Here is a 19,093-nt window from a genome sequence, read left to right as displayed (position 1 = left end):
AAAGAGAGGACACTGAAAATGAATTTTCAGCAATTGTCCAATCTCCAATATTGGTCTAGTTTATTTTCTAGCCCTTGGAGTATTGTTACCAATATTATAGATATTGCACTGGTTGCTTGGATTTTATTTTATTTTACAAAAGCAATCGCTGGTACTAAAATTATGATTCTCGTTCGAGGGGTTTTAATCTTTGTGCTGGCTCAGATTCTTGCCAATGCCATTGGTTTAACAACGGTTTCTTGGTTGATTAATCAAGTCATTACCTATGGAGTTATTGCGGCTGTTGTGATTTTTACACCTGAGATTCGTACAGGTCTGGAAAGGCTGGGGCGTGCAACAGATTTGTTTTCAACAGCACCGATTAGCTCAGAAGAAAGAATGGTGCAGGCATTTGTCAAAGCAGTGGATTATATGAGTCCGCGGAAAATTGGGGCTCTCGTTGCTATCCAAGGTAGCAGAACCTTGCAAGAATACATTGCAACAGGGATTCCTTTAGATGCCGATGTATCAGGTGAGTTGTTAATCAATATCTTCATTCCCAATACACCGCTGCATGACGGTGCTGTCATTGTAAGAGACAATAAAATAGCTGTTTCTTGCGCTTATCTTCCGCTCACAGAAAATACAGGGATTTCTAAGGAATTTGGGACACGTCACCGCGCGGCAATCGGTCTGTCAGAAGTGTCCGATGCCCTTACTTTTGTAGTATCGGAGGAAACTGGAGGTATCTCTATTACACATAATGGAGTTTTCAAGCATAATTTGACATTAGAGGAATTTGAAGCAGAATTGCGGAAAGTGCTGATCTCAGATGAACAACCAAAATCACCATTTAGAAATCGTGTGCTAGGAGGTTGGAAACATGAAAAATCGTAAACAGATTTGGTACATCATTTCTTCCATCTTTTTTGCGGGTGTTTTATTTATTTACGCCACCACTACAAATTACCAAAATAATTCAAATGCTAGACAAACAACTTCTGAAACCTATACCAACACCTTGCCTAGTGTACCAATTGATATTAAATACAATAGTGAAAAATATTTTATCAGTGGGTTTGCATCTGAAGTGTCAGTAGTGTTGACAGGCTCTAATCGTGTGACTCTTGCTAGTGAAATGCAAGAAAGTACACGAAAATTCAAGGTTGTGGCAGATTTGACAAAAGCTACAGAAGGAACGAGAGAAGTACCTTTGGCGATTAAAAATTTACCAAGTGGGTTGACTGCGACTGTCACACCAGCTAAGATTACAGTGAAAGTTGGCAAGAAAGCAAGCAAGACAGTTGAAGTGAAAACAACTATCAGTTCAGCCCAGTTAGCAGATGGGTTGATGGTTGATCGCGTGACGATTGGTGACAATAAGGTAACTGTTACAAGTGATGAAGATACGCTGGCTAAGGTCGATCATGTAGAAGCGGTAGTGCCAACTAGTGAAAAAATATCCGCTAACTATTCAGGAAATGCCCCACTACAGGCAGTTGATGCAAATGGCACAGTTTTGCCAAGTGTGATTACTCCTTATGAGACAACCATAAAAATTACTGTTAAATCATCAAGTTCGTCTTCGAGTTCGACGAGCTCATCCAAATAAAAGTATTGAAAGGATTTTATAAAAATGGGAAAATATTTCGGAACGGACGGAGTTCGTGGAGAAGCAAATGTGGAGTTAACACCAGAGTTAGCTTTTAAATTAGGGCGTTTTGGTGGTTATGTATTAAGCCAGCATGAGAAAGATGTACCCCGTGTCTTTGTAGGACGTGACACACGTATTTCAGGAGAAATGCTGGAAAGTGCTTTAGTAGCTGGACTTTTGTCTGTTGGGATTCGTGTTTATAAGCTCGGAGTTATTGCCACGCCAGGCGTTGCTTATCTGGTGAAATCTGAGAGAGCAAGTGCTGGTGTCATGATTTCAGCTAGCCACAATCCAGCGCTTGACAACGGTATTAAATTCTTTGGTGGCGATGGCTATAAATTGGACGATGAACGTGAATTAGAAATTGAAGCTCTACTTGATGCTAAAGAAGACGATTTACCGCGTCCAAGTGCGGAAGGGTTAGGAACTCTTATGGATTATCCAGAAGGATTGCGCAAATATCAACAATATCTCGTGTCTACTGGTCTTGATTTAGACGGAATGAAAGTTGCTCTTGATACAGCAAATGGTGCTGCTTCAACCAGTGCTCGCCAAGTATTTGCGGATTTGGGAGCTAGATTGACGGTCATCGGGGAAAATCCAGATGGGCTAAATATCAACTTGAATGTTGGCTCTACACATCCTGAAAAATTGCAAGAAACAGTCCGTGAATCAGGTTCAGCACTTGGTCTGGCATTTGACGGAGATAGCGACCGCTTGATTGCAGTTGATGAGAATGGTGAGATTGTCGATGGTGATAAAGTTATGTATATCATCGGGAAATACCTCTCTGAAAAAGGTTTGCTTGCTCAAAATACAATTGTAACAACTGTTATGTCAAATCTTGGTTTCCATAAAGCTTTGGATCGTGAAGGCATTAACAAGGTGATTACAGCTGTTGGTGACCGCTATGTTGTAGAAGAAATGCGCAAATCTGGTTACAATTTGGGCGGTGAGCAATCTGGTCACGTAATCATCATGGATTATAATACGACGGGTGACGGTCAGCTGACAGCCGTTCAATTGACAAAAGTGATGAAAGAAACAGGTAAACCTTTGTCTGAATTAGCGTCAGAAGTAACGATTTATCCACAAAAATTGGTCAATATCCGTGTTGAAAACAGCATGAAGCACAAGGCTATGGAAGTACCTGCTATTAAAGCGGTGATTGAAAAAATGGAAGCGGAAATGGCTGGCAATGGTCGTATTCTTGTTCGTCCAAGCGGAACAGAACCACTTTTACGAGTCATGGCAGAAGCACCAAGCCATGAGAAAGTAGATTACTATGTCGATACAATTGCAGATATTGTGCGTGCTGAAATCGGTATTGAATAAAGCAAAGAAGCTCTTGTTTGTATAACAAACAGGGCTTTTCTTTGTCTTTATATTGTAACTTGTTTTGTCAATCAATTTTTTATATAATACAAGCAATATATGAGGTGATGATGTGAAAACAAGAGGATTATTGGTATTGGATGTAGACAGTACCTTGATTAGAGAAGAAGGAATTGATTTGCTAGGTGCTGCAGCAGGAGTTGGTGAGCAAGTCGCAGCCATTACAGAACGGGCTATGCAAGGGAAATATGATTTTGAGACAGCTTTGATAGAACGCGTGGCCTTGCTCAAAGGACTTCCTGAAACAATTTTTAAACGAGTTTTTAAGCAAATTCATTTTACCAAAGGTGCTCAAGAGTTGATAGAGGAAATGCATCAGCGTGGATACAAGGTTGGCGTTGTATCAGGAGGATTTCATGAAATGGTAGACGAATTAGCAGAGAAATTGAATGTAGATTACATAAAAGCTAATCGTTTGGAAGTGAAAGACGGTAAGCTAACAGGTAGAGTTTTAGGAACAATTGTCACAAAAGAAGTCAAAAAAGTCATGTTAAAGCAGTGGGCAGAGGAAAATAATTTGACTCTGTTTCAAACCATTGCTGTAGGAGACGGTGCCAATGACCTACCGATGATATTGACGGCAGGAATCGGGATTGCTTTTAATGCCAAGCCTCTTGTGAGAGAACAAGCGCCGTATCAAATCAATCAAACGGACTTGTATCAGGTTGTAAAACTTTTAGAGGGGATAGAAAGCGAGGACTAAGCCATGCATGTTTTAATTGCACCGGATTCTTTTAAGGAAAGTTTATCAGCTCAAAGTGTTGCAGAGGCTATAAAAGCAGGCTTTTCCAAGGCACTACCTGAAGCAACATTTGATTTGCTACCCATTGGGGATGGTGGTGAGGGAACAATGGAAGCTCTAACTGCAGTCTTGCAGTTAGATACTTATACTAACATCGTAATGGGGCCTTTCGGAGAACCTGTTTCGATGAAATATGCTCGAAAAGGTGATATCGCGCTCTTTGAAATGGCTGATTTGGTTGGTTTGGCCTCTATTTCACCAGAGAAAAGAAATCCTCTGACTCTTGATACCAGAGGATTAGGAGAGTTAATTTTGTATCTAGCCAAGGAAGGTGTGCGGCAGATTTATATTGGTGTAGGGGGCTCAGCTACCAATGATGGTGGAATTGGAATGGCAGCTGGACTGGGTTATGAATTTTTTGATAAAAACAATCATCTGCTCCAAGCAAAGGGTATCTCTTTAGACCGTGTGGCTCGTATTTCAGCTGATAATGTTCCTGCAATTTTGGAAAATCTGGACATTCAGATTTTGACAGATGTCACAAATCCTCTCTGTGGTGAAAATGGCGCCACGTACGTCTTTGGAGGGCAAAAAGGTTTGCCCGCTCTGCTATTTTCTCAAGTGGATCAGGCAATGGTGACATTTTATAAACAAGCTAATCCAACAATTTTTTCGCTAGCTGGTGCAGGTGCCGGAGGAGGAATGGCGGCTGGTCTGGTGACATTTGCTCATGGAAAAATCGTTTCAGGAATTGACACTTGTCTTAACTTGCTTGATTTTGATAATCGTGTCAAAAGGGCTGATTTAGTCATCGTGGGTGAAGGACGAATGGATCAACAAAGTCTGGCAGGCAAAGCCCCGATTGGAGTGGCAAGAAGAACACCAAGGAATGTCCCCGTTATTGCTATTTGTGGGAGCCTAAGTGATGACTTACCTGTTTTTCCAGTAGAAAACATTCAAGCTGCTTTCCCAATCATTTCTCAAGTCGAACCTCTAGCTATTATTCTAGCCAAGGCAGAAGAAAATCTCATCCGAACAGCTCAAAATATTGGAAATCTATTAAAAATGAAAATATAAGATTTAACTCTATCGGCTGAATCTTGAGAAAGTGGAATTTGACCTATTTGCATTTTCGTTGAGGCGATTATCTCTATCACATCTGCCATTTTCGACTAATTTAATAAGGGATTAGAGCTAGTATTCTTTCACTTCCTTAATTTTTTCTTTTGTTGTCCAATCTCACTCCCATTTTTCTTTTTTTTATGATAAACTATATAAGAGGGGGTGTAGACATGATAAAGATATTTGGTCAGTTGCGCTATCATTGGCAACCAGATCTTTCTCTTCTAATCATTTATTGGTCTTTATCGGTCATTCCGATTTTTATAGGTTTTGCATTTTTATTTGAGAGTTCAGAAGTTCCGTTTTTAGTTCTTTTCTCTTTCTTTCTCTTTATGGTCTTGTTAGGAATTGGCGTACATAGATATTTCACTATATATGACAACGGGATTTTAAGAATTACTACGGCAAATCCATTTACACCTTCGAAGATTGAAATTTCAACAATTCGTAAAGTAGAAGTGACAAAAACTTCTATTACTCTTTTATTTGATGGCAAAGAAAAAGGCCGTACGTTTTGTATGCGTAAGTGGCCTAAGAAGTATTTTGTAAATGCTTTGGCTTTGAATGATCATTTTAAAGGTGAAGTTGAACTAATGGACAACTTCACCCACGTAGACTATTTTGAAACCTATTATGCTCATCCTAAAAAAACTACTCTTTCTTAAGAGCTTTTGTAGGACAGTTTTTGATAGCTTCAATAACATCAGGTGTTTCAGGAATTTCTTTTTTCAGAAGTTCATCTTCTTGATGAAATTTAACAATGCCATTGTCATGATAATCAAATAGTTCAGAATAAGTTTGGCAAAGCCCGCAGGCAATGCATCGTTCAGGAATGAGTGTAACTTTCATACTCATATTGTAATCGGAATTTTGAAAAAATACAAGGAGGAAGTCATGGCAAAGGAACCATGGGAAGAAGATATTTACGACAAGGGAGAAAAAGAATTGATGAGAAGTAAAAAAACGAGCGATGTAGTGGCCAATCGTGTGTTGACAATTTTAGCAGCTATTTTTTTCATCATGGTGATTACAATTGTAGGTATGATGATTTATTTATCAACTGGCGGAAGCAGCAAAAAAGCAGCAACACAGGGCTTTTATAATACTAAGGCTACCAGCAAACCAAGTGAAAGTTCTAGCGTTCCAGAGTCTTCTAAGGCAACAAGTGATAGCAGTCAAACGCAATCATCTGAAGGAACGCTTACTGTTCAAGCTGGAGAAGGTGAGGCGGCCATTGCTGCGCGTGCAGGGATTTCGATTGCTGAATTGGAGCGTTTAAATCCTTCTCACATGACGACAGGTGCTTGGTATGCCAATCCAGGTGATGTGGTGAAAATTCGATAGGAGTGTAGAATGAAACAAATTCAAATTGCCATTGATGGTCCGGCTTCAAGCGGAAAGTCAACGGTTGCTAAGATTATTGCGAAAGATTTCGACTACACTTACTTGGATACAGGCGCTATGTATCGTGCGGCGACGTACTTAGCTTTACAAAATGATTTATCTGCAGAAAAGTGGTCTGAAATTGTCGCATTATTAGACACTTATCCAGTTAGTTTTGGGCGTGATAAAAATGGGGAGCAGCTTGTTTTTGTCGGAGATGTAGATGTGACGCATCCGATTCGTGAAAACGAAGTGACCAACAATGTCTCTTGGGTGTCTGCAATTCCAGAAGTACGAGAAAAGTTGGTGGATTTACAGCGAGAAATTGCATCTCAAGGTGGTATCGTCATGGATGGTCGTGATATTGGAACGGTTGTGCTACCTCATGCAGAATTAAAAATTTTCCTCGTAGCCTCAGTTGACGAAAGAGCTGAGCGTCGTTATAAAGAAAATCTTGAAAAAGGCATTCCGACGAACTTAGAAACTCTGAAAAAAGAAATTGCAGATCGGGACTATAAAGACAGTCATCGAGCGGTTTCTCCTTTAAAACCAGCAGTTGATGCCATTCATTTTGATACAACGGGTATCGGAATTGCTGAAGTTGTTGCTTTTATCGAAGAAAAAGCTAAAAAAATCCTTGACAAATAATCTGAAACTTGATATTATATAAAAGTTGAGAAAAGCAGAAGTGAGAGCTTCTCGCCTTGCGACTAACGTTGTCTGGCTCTACGGATTAAGTTTCAGAGATGAAATACTATCATGTAGTGCGGGCTTGCGTTAGCAAGTCCGCTCTTGTTTTTCTCTAAAAATAAAAAAGAGGTGAAAACCATAGCAAAACAAGACTTATTCATCAATGATGAAATTCGTGTGCGTGAAGTTCGTTTGATCGGTCTTGATGGTGAGCAATTAGGCATTAAACCACTTAGCGAAGCACAAGCAATTGCTGACGATGCAAATGTGGACCTTGTTCTGATTCAACCACAAGCTAAACCCCCTGTTGCGAAAATTATGGACTATGGAAAGTTCAAATTTGAGTATCAGAAAAAACAAAAAGAACAACGCAAAAAGCAAAGTGTTGTTACCGTGAAAGAAGTTCGTCTCAGTCCAACGATTGACAAAGGTGACTTTGATACAAAACTTCGCAACGCACGCAAGTTCCTTGAAAAAGGAAATAAAGTGAAGGTTTCTATTCGCTTTAAAGGGCGGATGATTACTCACAAAGAAATCGGAGCTAAAGTATTAGCCGACTTTGCTCAAGCAACGCAAGACATTGCGATTATTGAACAAAGAGCTAAAATGGATGGACGTCAAATGTTCATGCAGTTAGCACCAATCCCTGACAAAAAATAATCTGTCAGAAGTTAGAAAAAGGAGAAAAATATCATGCCAAAACAAAAAACACACCGCGCATCAGCTAAACGTTTCAAACGTACAGGTTCTGGTGGCTTGAAACGTTTCCGTGCTTACACTTCTCACCGTTTCCACGGAAAAACTAAAAAACAACGTCGTCATCTTCGTAAAGCAGCAATGGTGCATTCAGGAGATTTCAAACGTATCAAAGCAATGCTGACAGGTCTTAAATAAGAGATTTTGTAGCAGATTATTCTAGGAAATATTGGAGGAAATATAAATGGCACGTGTTAAAGGTGGCGTTGTATCACGCAAACGTCGTAAACGTATTTTAAAATTAGCTAAAGGTTACTATGGTGCAAAACATATCTTGTTCCGTACTGCAAAAGAACAAGTAATGAATTCTTACTACTATGCATACCGTGACCGTCGTCAAAAGAAACGTGATTTCCGCAAATTGTGGATTACACGTATCAATGCGGCAGCTCGTATGAATGGTTTGTCATACTCACAATTGATGCACGGTTTGAAATTGGCTGAAATTGAAGTAAACCGTAAAATGCTGGCTGACTTGGCTGTCAACGATGCAGCAGCTTTCACAGCTCTTGCAGATGCAGCTAAAGCAAAATTAGGTAAATAATGAAAATAGGCTGGGAGAATGTTTTCAGCCTTAAATCATACTGTGTCATAAAATAACGATGCAGTGGTTGATTGTTCAAAGTATAGCTTTGAAGTTGCAAGATAGAATTTGCGAAACAAGTCTCAAGACTGTTCGTTTTTCAAACTCAGCAACTTTACAGGAGTGGGATGGAACTAAATGCTATCTCACTCCTTATTTTTTTAGCTAAAACTGGAGAAAATTCGTGATTTAGGATATAATGGAAAAAAGCAAAGGAGGATGCTATGGCTTCTAAAATGTTGCATACGTGCTTGCGAGTGGAAGATCTAGAAAAATCTATTGCATTTTATGCAGATGCATTTGAATTTAAAGAATTACGGCGCAAGGACTTCCCAGAACATCAATTTACAATTGTTTATTTGGGACTTGAAGGTGATGATTATGAGTTGGAATTAACTTATAATTATGGACACGGACCTTATGTGATTGGCGATGGTTTTGCTCATGTGGCTTTGAGTACGGCTGATTTGCTACAGCTTCACGCTGAACACACTGCTAAAGGATATGAGGTTACACAGCCAAATGGACTTCCTGGAACAAAGCCGAATTATTACTTTATTAAGGATCCGGATGGTTATAAAGTTGAAGTGATTCAAGAAAAAACTTTATAAGTTTGTAAATAATTGAAAATGAAAGGCTTGAAATTATTTTAGCCTTTTTTAGTAGGTAAAGTCTTTTTTAAACGAAAGAGACGAGGTAGAAAGGTAGTGTAGTGAAAAAAATACTTCTCATTGTCCTAAATGTCGCTTTTTTAATGATTATTATTTTTGGGAGTTTTCGGATTAGAAAATTGCTACAAGAAAGAAAATTAAATCGACAAATTTCACAAGTTCTGAAAAGGACAGATACAAAATATCATTATGGTTCAGTACGAAAGCAGACAGGACGTGTAGGAAGTCAGCTCATTACGTCTTACTATCCATTAACAGAGAGCAAGCAAGATATTGGTGTTATTAAAGAGAAAATCAATGCCGATATTCAGAAATTTTCAGATAAACAAAGTCAAGTATCGCAATACGATAACCTTATTTTTTATGTGAGTCATTTTACAGAGACAAATTTTTCTGGAGTAAAGCAAGTTGACATCAAGCGAATCTCTTATCCAGTGTTAACTACGAAAGTTGGAAAGGCTAGAGAAGAGGTTTTGGACTCGCTTTACATGTCGTCTGACAATAAATTGTTTAGCTTAAATCGACTTTTTAAAAATGTTGAGCAAGCCAAAAAGTTATTGCTAGAAGAAATGCAGCAGAAAATCACCACTCTCCATAAAACAGAAGGGCAGAAGATTCTACAAGCATTTCAAACAAGAGATATCTCCCAATGGACATTCAGTTATGAAAAAGGAAAACTCAATCTATTTTATAAAAACAATGAGCGAGTTTCAAAGGTGGAAATCGCCTTACCAGCCTTATATGAGGTAATTGATGAGCATTATTTAAAGGGAGAGGATTTGGCCGCATATCAGTCCTATCAAGCTAAAAAACAGCAAAAATTAGTAGCTTTGACGTTTGACGATGGTCCCAATGCAGCAACGACACCGCAGGCTTTGGATATTTTAGCCAAATACCATGTCAAAGGAACTTTTTTCATGTTGGGGAAAAATGTAGCTGGAAATGAGCAACTTGTCAAACGTGTTCATGATGAGGGGCATGAGATTGGCAATCATAGTTGGAGTCATCCACAATTACCAACTCTTGCTCTTGAGCAAGCAAAAAAACAGATTGAGGATACACAAGCAGCACTTCGGGCTGTTATCGGAGAGAGTCCAAAAATGATGCGTCCACCCTATGGAGCTAGCAACGATGCAATCCGAAATGCTGTTGATATGTCTTTTATCATGTGGAATGTGGATAGCTTGGATTGGAAAAATCGCAATACTGGGTCTATCATGGAGCAAGTGAAAAAGCAGACTTGTCCAGGATCAATCATTTTAATGCATGATATTCATCAAACCACCATTAATGCCTTGCCGAGTGTGATTGAATATTTGCAAAAGAATGGGTACACTTTGGTTACAGTTAGTGAACTTCTGAATCATCAATTGGAAGGACATCGGCTGTATTACGGTGCAAATTAGATAGAAAAAAAAGGATAGAAATGATTGCTTCCTATCCTTTTTCTATACTCTTTTTATTTCACATAGAGTTCACGATTTTTTAAGATAATTTCTTGAACGTGGGCATATTTTTTTAGTGTTTTTAATTCTTCTGGGTGGCTGATGAATGTAATGACATAGCCCTCTTTGCCCATACGACCGGTTCGTCCGGCGCGGTGGGTATAGGTTTCAAAATCGCGAGGCAGGTCATAGTTGATGACACATTCGAGAGAATCAATGTCAATTCCTCTAGCTACCAAGTCAGTAGCAAGTAAGAGTGTGAGTTCGTCGTTTTTAAATTGCTCCAAGATGACTTTGCGGAATTTGACATTGACATCACTTGCCAGAGACACAGCTTGAATGTGACGATATTGTAGTTTTTCCTCAGCATTTCCTAAGTCTGAGAGGGCATTGAAAAAGACAAGGGCGCGAAATTCTGAGACATGAGCGAGCTTTCGCAAATATTCAACTTTGTCGCGCTGTTTAACTTGCATATAAAAATGTCGAATATTGTCAAGATGTTGATCTTCCAGTTTGATTTGGAGAGTATTTTCAGCAAGCTTGTCTTGGTCAAACTTAGCAGTCGCACTCATGTAAATCAATTGATGTTCACGTGGTACATAGTGAAGGATCTGCTGCACAAAATGATATTGCGAATCGCTAAGCAGTTGATCAAATTCATCCAGAATGATCGTATCGACAGTCATCATTTTGATTTTTTTTAGTTTAATCAATTCAAAAATGCGTCCTGGCGTCCCGATGAGAATTTCAGGGCCTTTTTTTAACCGTTCAATTTGTCGTTTTTGGCTGGAGCCAGATAGAAAGAGCTGAGCTGTTAAGCCAAGTAGTTCAGCCCATGTTTTGGTGACGTCAAAAATCTGTCCAGCTAGCTCAGTATTGGGAGCCAAGATAAGTAATTGCTGGGATTTCTTAGGTTTTAGTTTTAGAAGAGTTGGGAAAAGATAGGCAAGTGTTTTTCCAGTTCCGGTAGGGCTTATCCCAAGGAGATTCTCTCCTTCCGTAATGGGAGAAAAGAGTTGTTCTTGAATGGGAGTTAAATGCTCAAAGCCAAGTTTAGTGAGTTGGTCTTGCCAACTTTTGGGAAATTTAGTTGTTATCATCATCAGCCTCAAATCTAATACCAGCATCTTGTCGCATGCTAAACAGAGTTTTATGCACGGCAGCAGCAGCGTCTAGCCAGTTTTGGTAAATTTCTTGTTTTATCTCACCGATCAATACTTGAGCGAACCGTTTGGCTTCTTCAGCCATGGTGTGAGAAGAGCGCACAATTTCAAGAGTCTTTTTCTCTTTATTTAAATCTTGAAAAACAGCAGAAGTGATGAATTCGATTGAATTCAAGGTTAGTGTACCGTCTGTTGTGTAAATTTCAGCAGGGAAAAAGCTATTGATATTTTTTCCGGTTTGGATAGTCACTTGAAATTCTGGATAGATTAAACTTCCTACTCCATTTAGATCAACAGTATTTGGTAACTGCTGAGCGGTATAATAGGCATTTTCTGGTGCTCCAAAAAGTCGTATGGCTGCATAGACAGGATAAATGCCTAAGTCCATTAGAGCACCGCCTGAAAACTTAGCAGAAAAGACGTTTGGCTCTTGTCCAGCTAACAGAGCTGGCATTTTGGAAGAATACTTCGCATAGGTGAAATGTGCCCCAAGAATCGTTTTATTTTTGAGAAAATCTGAAATGACATCAAATGATTGCTCATGATAGTTACGAGCTGCTTCAAAAATGTATACATGCTGTTCTTGAGCTAATGTTACCAATTCAGCCCATTCTTCTGGGCGTGAGACAGCAGGTTTTTCTACAATTACATGTTTGCTTGCTAAAACGGCAGCTTTTGCTTGTGGGAAATGCAGAGAGTTGGGGCTGGCAATATAAATAATGTCTATATCATTCGTTAAAAAATCAGCCATATCTGTGTAGCAATCTACATTTTCATAATGACTGGCAAATGCTTGAGCAGCTTGTATCGTCCGTGAATACACCGTAGTCAATTGGTACTCTTTTGTAGCATGAGCAGCCTTGACAAATTGGTGAACAATGTCTCCTGTTCCAATCGTTCCAAGTTTTAACATCGTTTTCTCCTTATTTTTTGTCTTGTCATTTATTTTGATTTACCTCTTTCATTATATCATGATTTGGTGTAAAATAGATAAGATGATAAAAAATGGAGTGAATAATGCAAAATAGACCGATTATTATTGGCGTAACTGGTGGTTCTGGTGGCGGTAAGACGAGTGTTTCAAGAGCCATTCTGTCAAATTTCCCAAATGAAAAGATTTCTATGATTGAGCATGATTCTTATTATAAGGATCAGTCACATTTGACGTTTGAAGAGCGAATCAAGACCAATTATGACCATCCTTTTGCTTTTGATACAGATTTGATGATTGAGCAAATCAAGGAATTGTTGGCAGGACGTCCAGTAGATATTCCGACGTATGACTATACAGCTCATACACGCAGTGATAAAACGTATCGTCAAGACCCACAGGATGTCTTTATTGTAGAAGGAATTCTGGTTTTAGAGGACAAACGCTTACGTGATTTAATGGACATTAAGATTTTTGTTGATACAGATGATGATGTTCGAATCATTCGTCGGATTAAGCGAGATATGGATGAGCGTGGACGTAGTTTAGACAGTGTCATTGAGCAATATTTAGGTGTGGTAAAACCCATGTATCATCAGTTTATCGAGCCTACGAAGCGCTATGCGGATGTGATTATTCCAGAAGGAGCTTCTAATACAGTAGCGATTGATTTGATTACAACGAAAATTGAAAAAATCTTGCAGGAAGCAAGAGAGCAATAGAAAGGAAGTCTAGTGAGGGAGTGCTAGACTTTTTAGGTGATGATGATAAATAATGTAAAAAGAAAAAGAGAATTTCATTCACGCTCGAAATTTTTTGCCTGTCTGCTGACTTTTTGTGCGGGATTTATTGATGCTTATACATTTATTGAAAGAGGCGGGACATTGGTTGCGGGCCAAACAGGAAACGTTGTTTTCTTGTCAGTTGAATTGATTCATCATGAGACAGGAGAAATAGAAGTGAAGTTGGCAACGATGCTGGCTTTTATGCTAGGCATTTTTGTGCTAACTATTTTCAAAAATAACTTTGAAAATTCTTTATGGCGCTTATCCAGCATTCTTCCATTGATTTTGGTTTGTGGGCTTACAGGATTTCTACCAGCAACCGTGTCCAATCTTTTCATTGTTCCGCCGATTGGTTTTTGTATGGGACTGGTGGCAACAACTTTTGGTGAAGTGGACGGCATTGTCTACAATAATTCTTTTATGACAGGCAATATCAAAAAAACAATGGTCGCTTTTGGTACTTATGTGCGGACAAAAGAAAAAACTTGCTTAGCAGAAGGCATTTTCTTCGTTGCTTTATTAGGAAGTTTTGTGACAGGAGCGATTGTCTCCACTTATTTGATACAATTTTATTTGTTGAAAACAATCTGGCTCGTAGCTATTATTTTACTAGCATTTTTAACTTTTAGAATGGTGCAATACATTCGCAGAAGATAAAAAAACTTTAACTCTACATAATGAGAGCTAAAGTTTTTTCTATTTGATTGGGAGCTACTCGTCTCTGTAGGAAACAATACCAATAATAGTATCAACAGCACGTTCCATTGTTTGCAGACTGACGTATTCAAAGCGTCCATGCATATTTTCTCCGCCGGCAAAGATATTTGGTGTTGGAATCCCCATAAAGGAAATCTTTGAGCCGTCTGTTCCGCCACGAATAGGCTCGATAATCGGTTTGATGTCAAGTTTTTCCATAACAGCCTTTGCAATATTGATAGGTGTCATGTCTTTTTCAATGACTTGACGCATATTGTAGTATTGATCTTTAAGTTCTAACTGAACACGTTCGCCTCCAAGCGTTGCATTCATCTTATCTGCAATAGAGCGCATCAGTTCTTTGCGTTGCTCAAAAGTTTCTGTATCGAAATCACGAATGATATAACTTGCTCTTGCTTCTTCGACGGTTCCTTCTACATTCATAAGGTGGTAGAAGCCCTCGTAGCCGTCTGTCAGCTCTGGGCGAGCACCTTCTGGCAATTGATTATGAAAGTCAATGGCTAATTGCAGAGCGTTAATCATTTGTCCTTTGGCAGTGCCAGGGTGGACATTGCGTCCTTGGAAAGTAATGTCAGCTGCGGCTGCGCTAAAGGTTTCAAATTGAAGTTCACCGAGCGGTCCACCGTCAATCGTATAAGCAAAATCCACATCAAAATCTACTGCATCAAACTTGTCAGCTCCGACACCGATTTCTTCATCTGGACCAAAGCCAACTCGAATTTCGCAGTGTTTGATGTCAGGATGAGCTGTTAGATACTCAATCGCTGTCATGATTTCAGCGATACCTGATTTATCATCAGAGCCGAGAAGGGTTGTTCCATCAGTTGTAATCAAGGTTTGTCCCTTATATTTTTTCAGACTATCAAAATCAACAGGGTCAAGATTAAAACCAGACTGCCCAAGCGGAATCACTTCACCATCATAATTTTCAATAATTTGTGGATTGACACCTTCTACGTTGAAATCTGCGGTGTCCATGTGGGAAATGAGACCAATCTTGCGTGTGAAACTTGGGTCATTTGCAGGAAGAGTACCGATAGCGTAGCCATTTGGTAAATAATATACATTTTCCAAACCAACGCGTTTCATCTCAGGAATGAGGATGTTATTGGCAAAATCTACTTGGCTTTGTGTGCTTGGTGTTGTCGTAGAATGTTCATCTGAACGCGTATTTACTTTTACATAAGTCAAAAAACGTTCTAAAAGAGTAGGGTAGTTCATAACTTCTCCTTTTGGCATAGATGTAATTAGTGTATCATATTTTGAGAGGGAAGGCTATCTACAAATAGTGAAAGAATGACAATATATTTCAATAAAAATCATGAACTTGAAAGGAAGCTCATGATTCATTCTATCAGTTATTAAAAATAAACTTTTCAATAGCTGTGGCGACACCGTTCTCATCATTGGTATCTGTCACATAATTGGCTAGTTTTTTAACATAGTCGCTAGAATTGCCCATAGCCACGCCAAGACCTGCAAACTCTAGCATTTCAATGTCGTTGTTAGCATCACCAAGTGCCATAATTTCTTGAGGTTTAATCTCTAAATGTTGAGCTAATTGCTTAAGAGCTGTTGCTTTAGTAGTGCCTTTGGGCATAGCTTCATAAATGACTGGTTGGGAACGAACGCCGCTGAAATGCTGGCAAATCTGGCTTGCAAATTGTTTTTCAAAGGTATCTAATTCATCAGGCTGGGCTAAAAACATAGCTTGAAATATAATATTTTTGCCGCTGATAGCTTCTTCGAGACTGATTCCTGTGGGGGTTGTAAAGACAAGGCTTGCGTCATAGGTGACTAGCTCACTCGGCTTTTCGTCTACTACTAAATAACGTTCTTCATCAAAAAGAGTCAACTGGGCAGGAGTTTGCTTGGAAATTTTATCCAAGTAAAGAATGTTTTCCACACTCAACTCTTTCCAAGCAACAAGCTTCCAATCCTTTGTTTGATGAGTGGAGCAGCCGTTATTGATAATGACATATTCATTATCTCCACTCAGTCCTAATTGTTCATAATAAGGTTTCACTCCGACTAGAGGGCGACCTGTACAAAGAACCAGCTTTACTCCATGTTCGACAGCTTGATGAATAGCTTGAATATGTGCTCGGGGAATTTCTTTTTGACTATTTAAAAGCGTACCGTCCATATCTAATGCGATTAGTTTAATCATAGCATTCTCGTTTCTGTAAATGTATTTACTTTTATTATAGCACAAATGAAACGGGATATGGAATGCTTTTTCAAGACTGGTAAAAGTCACCTGCCTTATGTTATAATAAATAGAATACCCGAAAAGGATGAGAAAAATGAACTTAGATGAATTAAAAAAGCGGCAGGAGAAGATTCGGAATTTCTCCATTATTGCGCATATTGACCACGGTAAGTCGACTTTGGCAGATAGAATTTTGGAAGCAACGAAGACGGTTTCTAGCCGAGAAATGCAGGCTCAGCTTTTGGATAGCATGGATTTGGAGCGGGAGCGGGGCATTACCATTAAGCTCAATGCGATTGAACTCAATTATAGAGCTAAGAACGGTGAAACTTATATTTTTCATTTGATTGATACACCAGGGCATGTGGACTTTACTTATGAGGTCTCTCGTTCTTTGGCAGCTTGTGAAGGAGCTGTTTTGGTGGTTGATGCTGCTCAAGGTATTGAGGCACAAACTTTAGCCAATGTCTATCTGGCTTTGGATAATGATCTAGAAATCCTACCTGTTATCAATAAAATTGATCTGCCTGCTGCTGACCCAGAGCGAGTTCGGACTGAGATTGAAGATGTCATTGGTTTGGACGCAAGTGAAGCTGTGTTGGCTTCGGCTAAAGCTGGTATCGGGATTGAAGAGATCCTAGAGCAAATCGTGGAGAAAATTCCTGCGCCGACAGGAGATGTGACTGCACCACTCAAGGCTCTTATTTTTGACTCAGTTTATGATGCTTATCGTGGGGTTATCTTGCAAGTGCGAGTGATGGATGGTGTGGTCAAGCCAGGTGATACGATTCAGTTGATGAGTAATGGCAAGACTTTTGATGTAACTGAAGTGGGTATTTTTACTCCAAAAGCTGTTGGACGAAATTTCCTCGCAACAGGTGATGTTGGTTATATCGCAGCTTCGATCAAGACCGTTCAAGATACTCGGGTTGGCGATACGGTGACCTTGGCGAATAATCCAGCAGATGAACCGCTTCATGGCTACAAGCAAATGAACCCAATGGTTTTTGCTGGACTTTATCCGATTGAATCCAATAAATATAATGATTTGCGGGAAGCTTTGGAAAAACTTCAGCTTAATGATGCCAGTCTACAATTTGAACCAGAAACCTCACAAGCACTAGGTTTTGGTTTTCGTTGTGGGTTCCTCGGTTTGCTCCACATGGACGTCATTCAGGAACGTTTGGAAAGAGAATTTAATATTGACTTGATCATGACGGCACCGTCGGTTATCTACAAGGTTAATATGACAGACGGCAAAGTCCTTGATGTTTCCAATCCGAGCGAATTTCCAGAACCGACCAAGATTGATTCCATTGAAGAGCCTTATGTCAAAGCACAGATTATGGTGCCGCAGGAATTTGTCGGAGCAGTCATGGAATTGGCTCAGCGTAAACGCGGTGACTTTGTGACTATGGACTATATCGATGAAAATCGAGTCAATGTCATCTACCAAATCCCGTTGGCAGAAATTGTCTTTGATTTCTTTGACAAACTAAAATCCTCAACTCGTGGTTATGCTAGCTTTGACTATGAAATCTCAGAATACCGCAAGTCGAGTCTCGTTAAAATGGATATTCTCCTTAATGGTGACAAAGTAGATGCTCTTAGCTTCATTGTTCACAAGGAATTTGCCTATGAACGCGGAAAATTGATTGTTGAAAAATTAAAGAAAATTATTCCGCGTCAGCAATTTGAAGTGCCGATTCAGGCAGCAATTGGTCAGAAAATTGTGGCACGGACAGATATCAAAGCTTTGCGCAAGAATGTCTTGGCAAAATGTTATGGTGGAGATGTTTCCCGTAAACGTAAGCTCTTGGAAAAACAAAAGGCTGGTAAGAAGCGGATGAAAGCCATCGGATCTGTTGAAGTGCCACAAGAAGCGTTCCTCAGCGTCCTCAGCATGGATGATGAGTGATATTGTACCAAAGCTATAAAGAGAGTGGAATGCTCGCTTTTCTTGTGCCGTAAAATAGTTGTGAACTTCAAATAAATATGCTGAAATAAAAATATAGAAGGAATTGGTTATGAAGAAGAAAAAGAGCTGGCTGATTTTATTTTTAGCAATACTCCTTATCTTTACACTAGAGGCATGTAGTTCAAGCGGAGGGAATAAACCAAAATCATCACAACACTCATCTTCGTCAAGTAAAGTATCTGCAAAAGAAAGCAGTAGCTCAAGTTCATCAAATGTTATGAAAAAAGATGTGAAGACGGAAGAAATGCAACGTGTAGGCTCAGATGATTATGGTTATATTGATATTCCTAAAAAGTGGGTGAAGTTTACTGATGTAAATGGTGGCGATAATATTCAATATACAGATGGTTCTGGCTACAATATTGTAACTATGAATGCTTACACGAAAGAAAAAGCTAAGATTCAAGAAAGAGAAGAGTTTACAGCTCAGACAATTGCCAATCGTATTTATTATAATTGGCAAAACAATAAAAATGTAAATAGAGTTTGGGGCTCAAAAGGAGCGGTTGCAGGTAACGAAGCCTATCAAGTAAATATCATCATGAAATCAGGGCAGTATCTGGTTAGTTGGATTTTCAAAAAGGACGAGAAAGTTTATCTTATTGCACTTGAAGGCAATCGAGAAACCCTAATAAAGCTTCCTCCTTATATTGAAAAGACATGGAGTTTACGTAAATAAAAAGTTTAAAGAAACCTTTAAGAACTGAGAGAATGTGATATTCAAACTTAAATTGAAAAGAGTGAGAAGAAGTTGGTTTCTATGCAATGACAGCTTCCCCGCTCTTTTTTCATAGCTCATAAAAATCACGAATAAGGACGTACAGGCATTTTTTGGATTTGTAAGGGAAATATTTTTCTTTATTCTATCGTAAATATTTGCTAAATTT

At 39.1% G+C, this 19,093-nt stretch carries 22 protein-coding genes and 1 other annotated feature; of the genes, 17 read left to right on the top strand and 5 right to left on the bottom strand.

The features are described 5' to 3' along the window. The first annotated feature begins 18 nt into the window (after positions 1–18). The 6 genes from cdaA to IYQ23_RS01210 all read left to right on the top strand — a co-directional run bounded on the left by cdaA (position 19) and on the right by IYQ23_RS01210 (position 5,557). Positions 19–876: a diadenylate cyclase CdaA gene (gene cdaA, locus IYQ23_RS01235; protein ID WP_003032693.1), complete on the top strand. Its 858-nt coding sequence runs from the start codon at positions 19–21 to the stop codon at positions 874–876. Beyond that, a complete protein-coding gene (locus IYQ23_RS01230; RefSeq protein WP_195673846.1) occupies positions 863–1,591 on the top strand; it encodes a YbbR-like domain-containing protein in 729 nt (242 codons plus the stop codon). The genes cdaA and IYQ23_RS01230 overlap by 14 nt, the downstream gene beginning before the upstream one ends. A 24-nt stretch (positions 1,592–1,615) precedes the next feature. Then, on the top strand, positions 1,616–2,968 hold the full coding sequence (gene glmM, locus IYQ23_RS01225; RefSeq protein WP_106100530.1) for a phosphoglucosamine mutase: 1,353 nt from the start codon (positions 1,616–1,618) through the stop codon (positions 2,966–2,968). A 112-nt stretch (positions 2,969–3,080) separates the two neighbouring features. Beyond that, on the top strand, positions 3,081–3,731 hold the full coding sequence (gene serB, locus IYQ23_RS01220) for a phosphoserine phosphatase SerB (protein WP_195673845.1): 651 nt from the start codon (positions 3,081–3,083) through the stop codon (positions 3,729–3,731). A gap of 3 nt (positions 3,732–3,734) precedes the next feature. Further along, the gene (locus IYQ23_RS01215; RefSeq protein ID WP_195673844.1) at positions 3,735–4,847 is read left to right on the top strand and encodes a glycerate kinase; all 1,113 of its coding nucleotides are present in this window, start codon (positions 3,735–3,737) and stop codon (positions 4,845–4,847) included. 215 nt (positions 4,848–5,062) lie between these two features. Next, the gene (locus IYQ23_RS01210; protein WP_057489621.1) at positions 5,063–5,557 is read left to right on the top strand and encodes an EbsA family protein; all 495 of its coding nucleotides are present in this window, start codon (positions 5,063–5,065) and stop codon (positions 5,555–5,557) included. Here IYQ23_RS01210 and IYQ23_RS01205 read toward each other — a convergent pair. Further along, a complete protein-coding gene (locus IYQ23_RS01205) occupies positions 5,544–5,741 on the bottom strand; it encodes a ferredoxin (protein WP_311775804.1) in 198 nt (65 codons plus the stop codon). The genes IYQ23_RS01210 and IYQ23_RS01205 overlap by 14 nt on opposite strands. A gap of 45 nt (positions 5,742–5,786) precedes the next feature. Between IYQ23_RS01205 and IYQ23_RS01200 the strand changes: the two genes are divergently transcribed. From IYQ23_RS01200 to IYQ23_RS01170, 7 genes are all read left to right on the top strand, one after another. Then, on the top strand, positions 5,787–6,236 hold the full coding sequence (locus tag IYQ23_RS01200; RefSeq protein ID WP_195673842.1) for an SAG1386/EF1546 family surface-associated protein: 450 nt from the start codon (positions 5,787–5,789) through the stop codon (positions 6,234–6,236). A 9-nt stretch (positions 6,237–6,245) separates the two neighbouring features. Next, positions 6,246–6,923 (top strand): (d)CMP kinase, encoded by a 678-nt coding sequence (cmk, locus tag IYQ23_RS01195; RefSeq protein ID WP_174721448.1) that lies wholly within the window; start codon positions 6,246–6,248, stop codon positions 6,921–6,923. Positions 6,924–6,949: 26 nt separating this feature from the next. Next, positions 6,950–7,079, top strand: a sequence feature (ribosomal protein L20 leader region). A gap of 15 nt (positions 7,080–7,094) precedes the next feature. Further along, the gene (infC, locus tag IYQ23_RS01190; RefSeq protein ID WP_003025051.1) at positions 7,095–7,625 is read left to right on the top strand and encodes a translation initiation factor IF-3; all 531 of its coding nucleotides are present in this window, start codon (positions 7,095–7,097) and stop codon (positions 7,623–7,625) included. Between the two features lie 33 nt (positions 7,626–7,658). Further along, a complete protein-coding gene (gene rpmI / locus IYQ23_RS01185; protein ID WP_003025048.1) occupies positions 7,659–7,859 on the top strand; it encodes a 50S ribosomal protein L35 in 201 nt (66 codons plus the stop codon). 46 nt (positions 7,860–7,905) lie between these two features. Further along, positions 7,906–8,265: a 50S ribosomal protein L20 gene (rplT, locus tag IYQ23_RS01180; RefSeq protein WP_000124834.1), complete on the top strand. Its 360-nt coding sequence runs from the start codon at positions 7,906–7,908 to the stop codon at positions 8,263–8,265. A gap of 263 nt (positions 8,266–8,528) precedes the next feature. Further along, on the top strand, positions 8,529–8,915 hold the full coding sequence (locus IYQ23_RS01175; RefSeq protein WP_021001558.1) for a VOC family protein: 387 nt from the start codon (positions 8,529–8,531) through the stop codon (positions 8,913–8,915). A gap of 101 nt (positions 8,916–9,016) precedes the next feature. Continuing rightward, positions 9,017–10,381, top strand: a complete 1,365-nt coding sequence (locus tag IYQ23_RS01170) for a polysaccharide deacetylase family protein (protein WP_195673841.1) — start codon at positions 9,017–9,019, stop codon at positions 10,379–10,381. A 53-nt stretch (positions 10,382–10,434) separates the two neighbouring features. Here the strand turns inward: IYQ23_RS01170 and IYQ23_RS01165 are convergent, their stop codons facing one another. Beyond that, on the bottom strand, positions 10,435–11,523 hold the full coding sequence (locus IYQ23_RS01165) for a DEAD/DEAH box helicase (protein WP_003027540.1): 1,089 nt from the start codon (positions 11,521–11,523) through the stop codon (positions 10,435–10,437). Continuing rightward, positions 11,507–12,496 carry a Gfo/Idh/MocA family protein gene (locus IYQ23_RS01160; protein WP_195673840.1) on the bottom strand — a complete coding sequence of 330 codons (990 nt, stop codon included), beginning with the start codon at positions 12,494–12,496 and terminating at the stop codon, positions 11,507–11,509. The genes IYQ23_RS01165 and IYQ23_RS01160 overlap by 17 nt, the downstream gene beginning before the upstream one ends. A gap of 104 nt (positions 12,497–12,600) precedes the next feature. Between IYQ23_RS01160 and udk the strand changes: the two genes are divergently transcribed. Both udk and IYQ23_RS01150 read left to right on the top strand, forming a co-directional pair. Then, positions 12,601–13,236, top strand: coding sequence for a uridine kinase (udk, locus tag IYQ23_RS01155; RefSeq protein ID WP_195673839.1), 636 nt, complete (start codon positions 12,601–12,603; stop codon positions 13,234–13,236). Positions 13,237–13,275: 39 nt separating this feature from the next. Beyond that, the gene (locus tag IYQ23_RS01150; protein ID WP_195673949.1) at positions 13,276–13,956 is read left to right on the top strand and encodes a YoaK family protein; all 681 of its coding nucleotides are present in this window, start codon (positions 13,276–13,278) and stop codon (positions 13,954–13,956) included. A 54-nt stretch (positions 13,957–14,010) separates the two neighbouring features. Here the strand turns inward: IYQ23_RS01150 and pepT are convergent, their stop codons facing one another. Next, a complete protein-coding gene (pepT, locus tag IYQ23_RS01145; protein WP_195673838.1) occupies positions 14,011–15,237 on the bottom strand; it encodes a peptidase T in 1,227 nt (408 codons plus the stop codon). A gap of 133 nt (positions 15,238–15,370) precedes the next feature. Then, a complete protein-coding gene (locus IYQ23_RS01140) occupies positions 15,371–16,186 on the bottom strand; it encodes a Cof-type HAD-IIB family hydrolase (protein ID WP_195673837.1) in 816 nt (271 codons plus the stop codon). Between the two features lie 136 nt (positions 16,187–16,322). On the opposite strand from IYQ23_RS01140, the gene lepA reads away from it, so the two are divergent. Next, a complete protein-coding gene (lepA, locus tag IYQ23_RS01135; protein ID WP_195673836.1) occupies positions 16,323–18,146 on the top strand; it encodes a translation elongation factor 4 in 1,824 nt (607 codons plus the stop codon). 109 nt (positions 18,147–18,255) lie between these two features. Continuing rightward, positions 18,256–18,885, top strand: a complete 630-nt coding sequence (locus IYQ23_RS01130) for a hypothetical protein (protein ID WP_195673835.1) — start codon at positions 18,256–18,258, stop codon at positions 18,883–18,885. Positions 18,886–19,093 lie beyond the last annotated feature (208 nt).

Source organism: Streptococcus sp. HF-100 (assembly GCF_015594635.1).
GTDB classification, from domain to species: domain Bacteria; phylum Bacillota; class Bacilli; order Lactobacillales; family Streptococcaceae; genus Streptococcus; species Streptococcus vaginalis.
This window is presented reverse-complemented; position numbering and strand designations above follow the sequence as displayed.

Excerpts from the sequence above, each read along its gene's own strand:
- cdaA (WP_003032693.1), top strand. The coding sequence starts at position 19 with ATGAATTTTCAGCAATTGTCCAATCTCCAATATTGGTCTAGTTTATTT.
- cmk (WP_174721448.1), top strand. The coding sequence starts at position 6,246 with ATGAAACAAATTCAAATTGCCATTGATGGTCCGGCTTCAAGCGGAAAG.
- IYQ23_RS01140 (WP_195673837.1), bottom strand. The coding sequence starts at position 16,186 with ATGATTAAACTAATCGCATTAGATATGGACGGTACGCTTTTAAATAGT.
- IYQ23_RS01130 (WP_195673835.1), top strand. The coding sequence starts at position 18,256 with ATGAAGAAGAAAAAGAGCTGGCTGATTTTATTTTTAGCAATACTCCTT.
- IYQ23_RS01175 (WP_021001558.1), top strand. The coding sequence starts at position 8,529 with ATGGCTTCTAAAATGTTGCATACGTGCTTGCGAGTGGAAGATCTAGAA.
- rplT (WP_000124834.1), top strand. The coding sequence starts at position 7,906 with ATGGCACGTGTTAAAGGTGGCGTTGTATCACGCAAACGTCGTAAACGT.
- IYQ23_RS01205 (WP_311775804.1), bottom strand. The coding sequence starts at position 5,741 with ATGAAAGTTACACTCATTCCTGAACGATGCATTGCCTGCGGGCTTTGC.
- IYQ23_RS01210 (WP_057489621.1), top strand. The coding sequence starts at position 5,063 with ATGATAAAGATATTTGGTCAGTTGCGCTATCATTGGCAACCAGATCTT.
- glmM (WP_106100530.1), top strand. The coding sequence starts at position 1,616 with ATGGGAAAATATTTCGGAACGGACGGAGTTCGTGGAGAAGCAAATGTG.
- udk (WP_195673839.1), top strand. The coding sequence starts at position 12,601 with ATGCAAAATAGACCGATTATTATTGGCGTAACTGGTGGTTCTGGTGGC.
- IYQ23_RS01150 (WP_195673949.1), top strand. The coding sequence starts at position 13,276 with ATGATGATAAATAATGTAAAAAGAAAAAGAGAATTTCATTCACGCTCG.
- IYQ23_RS01230 (WP_195673846.1), top strand. The coding sequence starts at position 863 with ATGAAAAATCGTAAACAGATTTGGTACATCATTTCTTCCATCTTTTTT.
- IYQ23_RS01165 (WP_003027540.1), bottom strand. The coding sequence starts at position 11,523 with ATGATGATAACAACTAAATTTCCCAAAAGTTGGCAAGACCAACTCACT.
- IYQ23_RS01215 (WP_195673844.1), top strand. The coding sequence starts at position 3,735 with ATGCATGTTTTAATTGCACCGGATTCTTTTAAGGAAAGTTTATCAGCT.
- pepT (WP_195673838.1), bottom strand. The coding sequence starts at position 15,237 with ATGAACTACCCTACTCTTTTAGAACGTTTTTTGACTTATGTAAAAGTA.
- IYQ23_RS01160 (WP_195673840.1), bottom strand. The coding sequence starts at position 12,496 with ATGTTAAAACTTGGAACGATTGGAACAGGAGACATTGTTCACCAATTT.
- rpmI (WP_003025048.1), top strand. The coding sequence starts at position 7,659 with ATGCCAAAACAAAAAACACACCGCGCATCAGCTAAACGTTTCAAACGT.
- lepA (WP_195673836.1), top strand. The coding sequence starts at position 16,323 with ATGAACTTAGATGAATTAAAAAAGCGGCAGGAGAAGATTCGGAATTTC.
- IYQ23_RS01200 (WP_195673842.1), top strand. The coding sequence starts at position 5,787 with ATGGCAAAGGAACCATGGGAAGAAGATATTTACGACAAGGGAGAAAAA.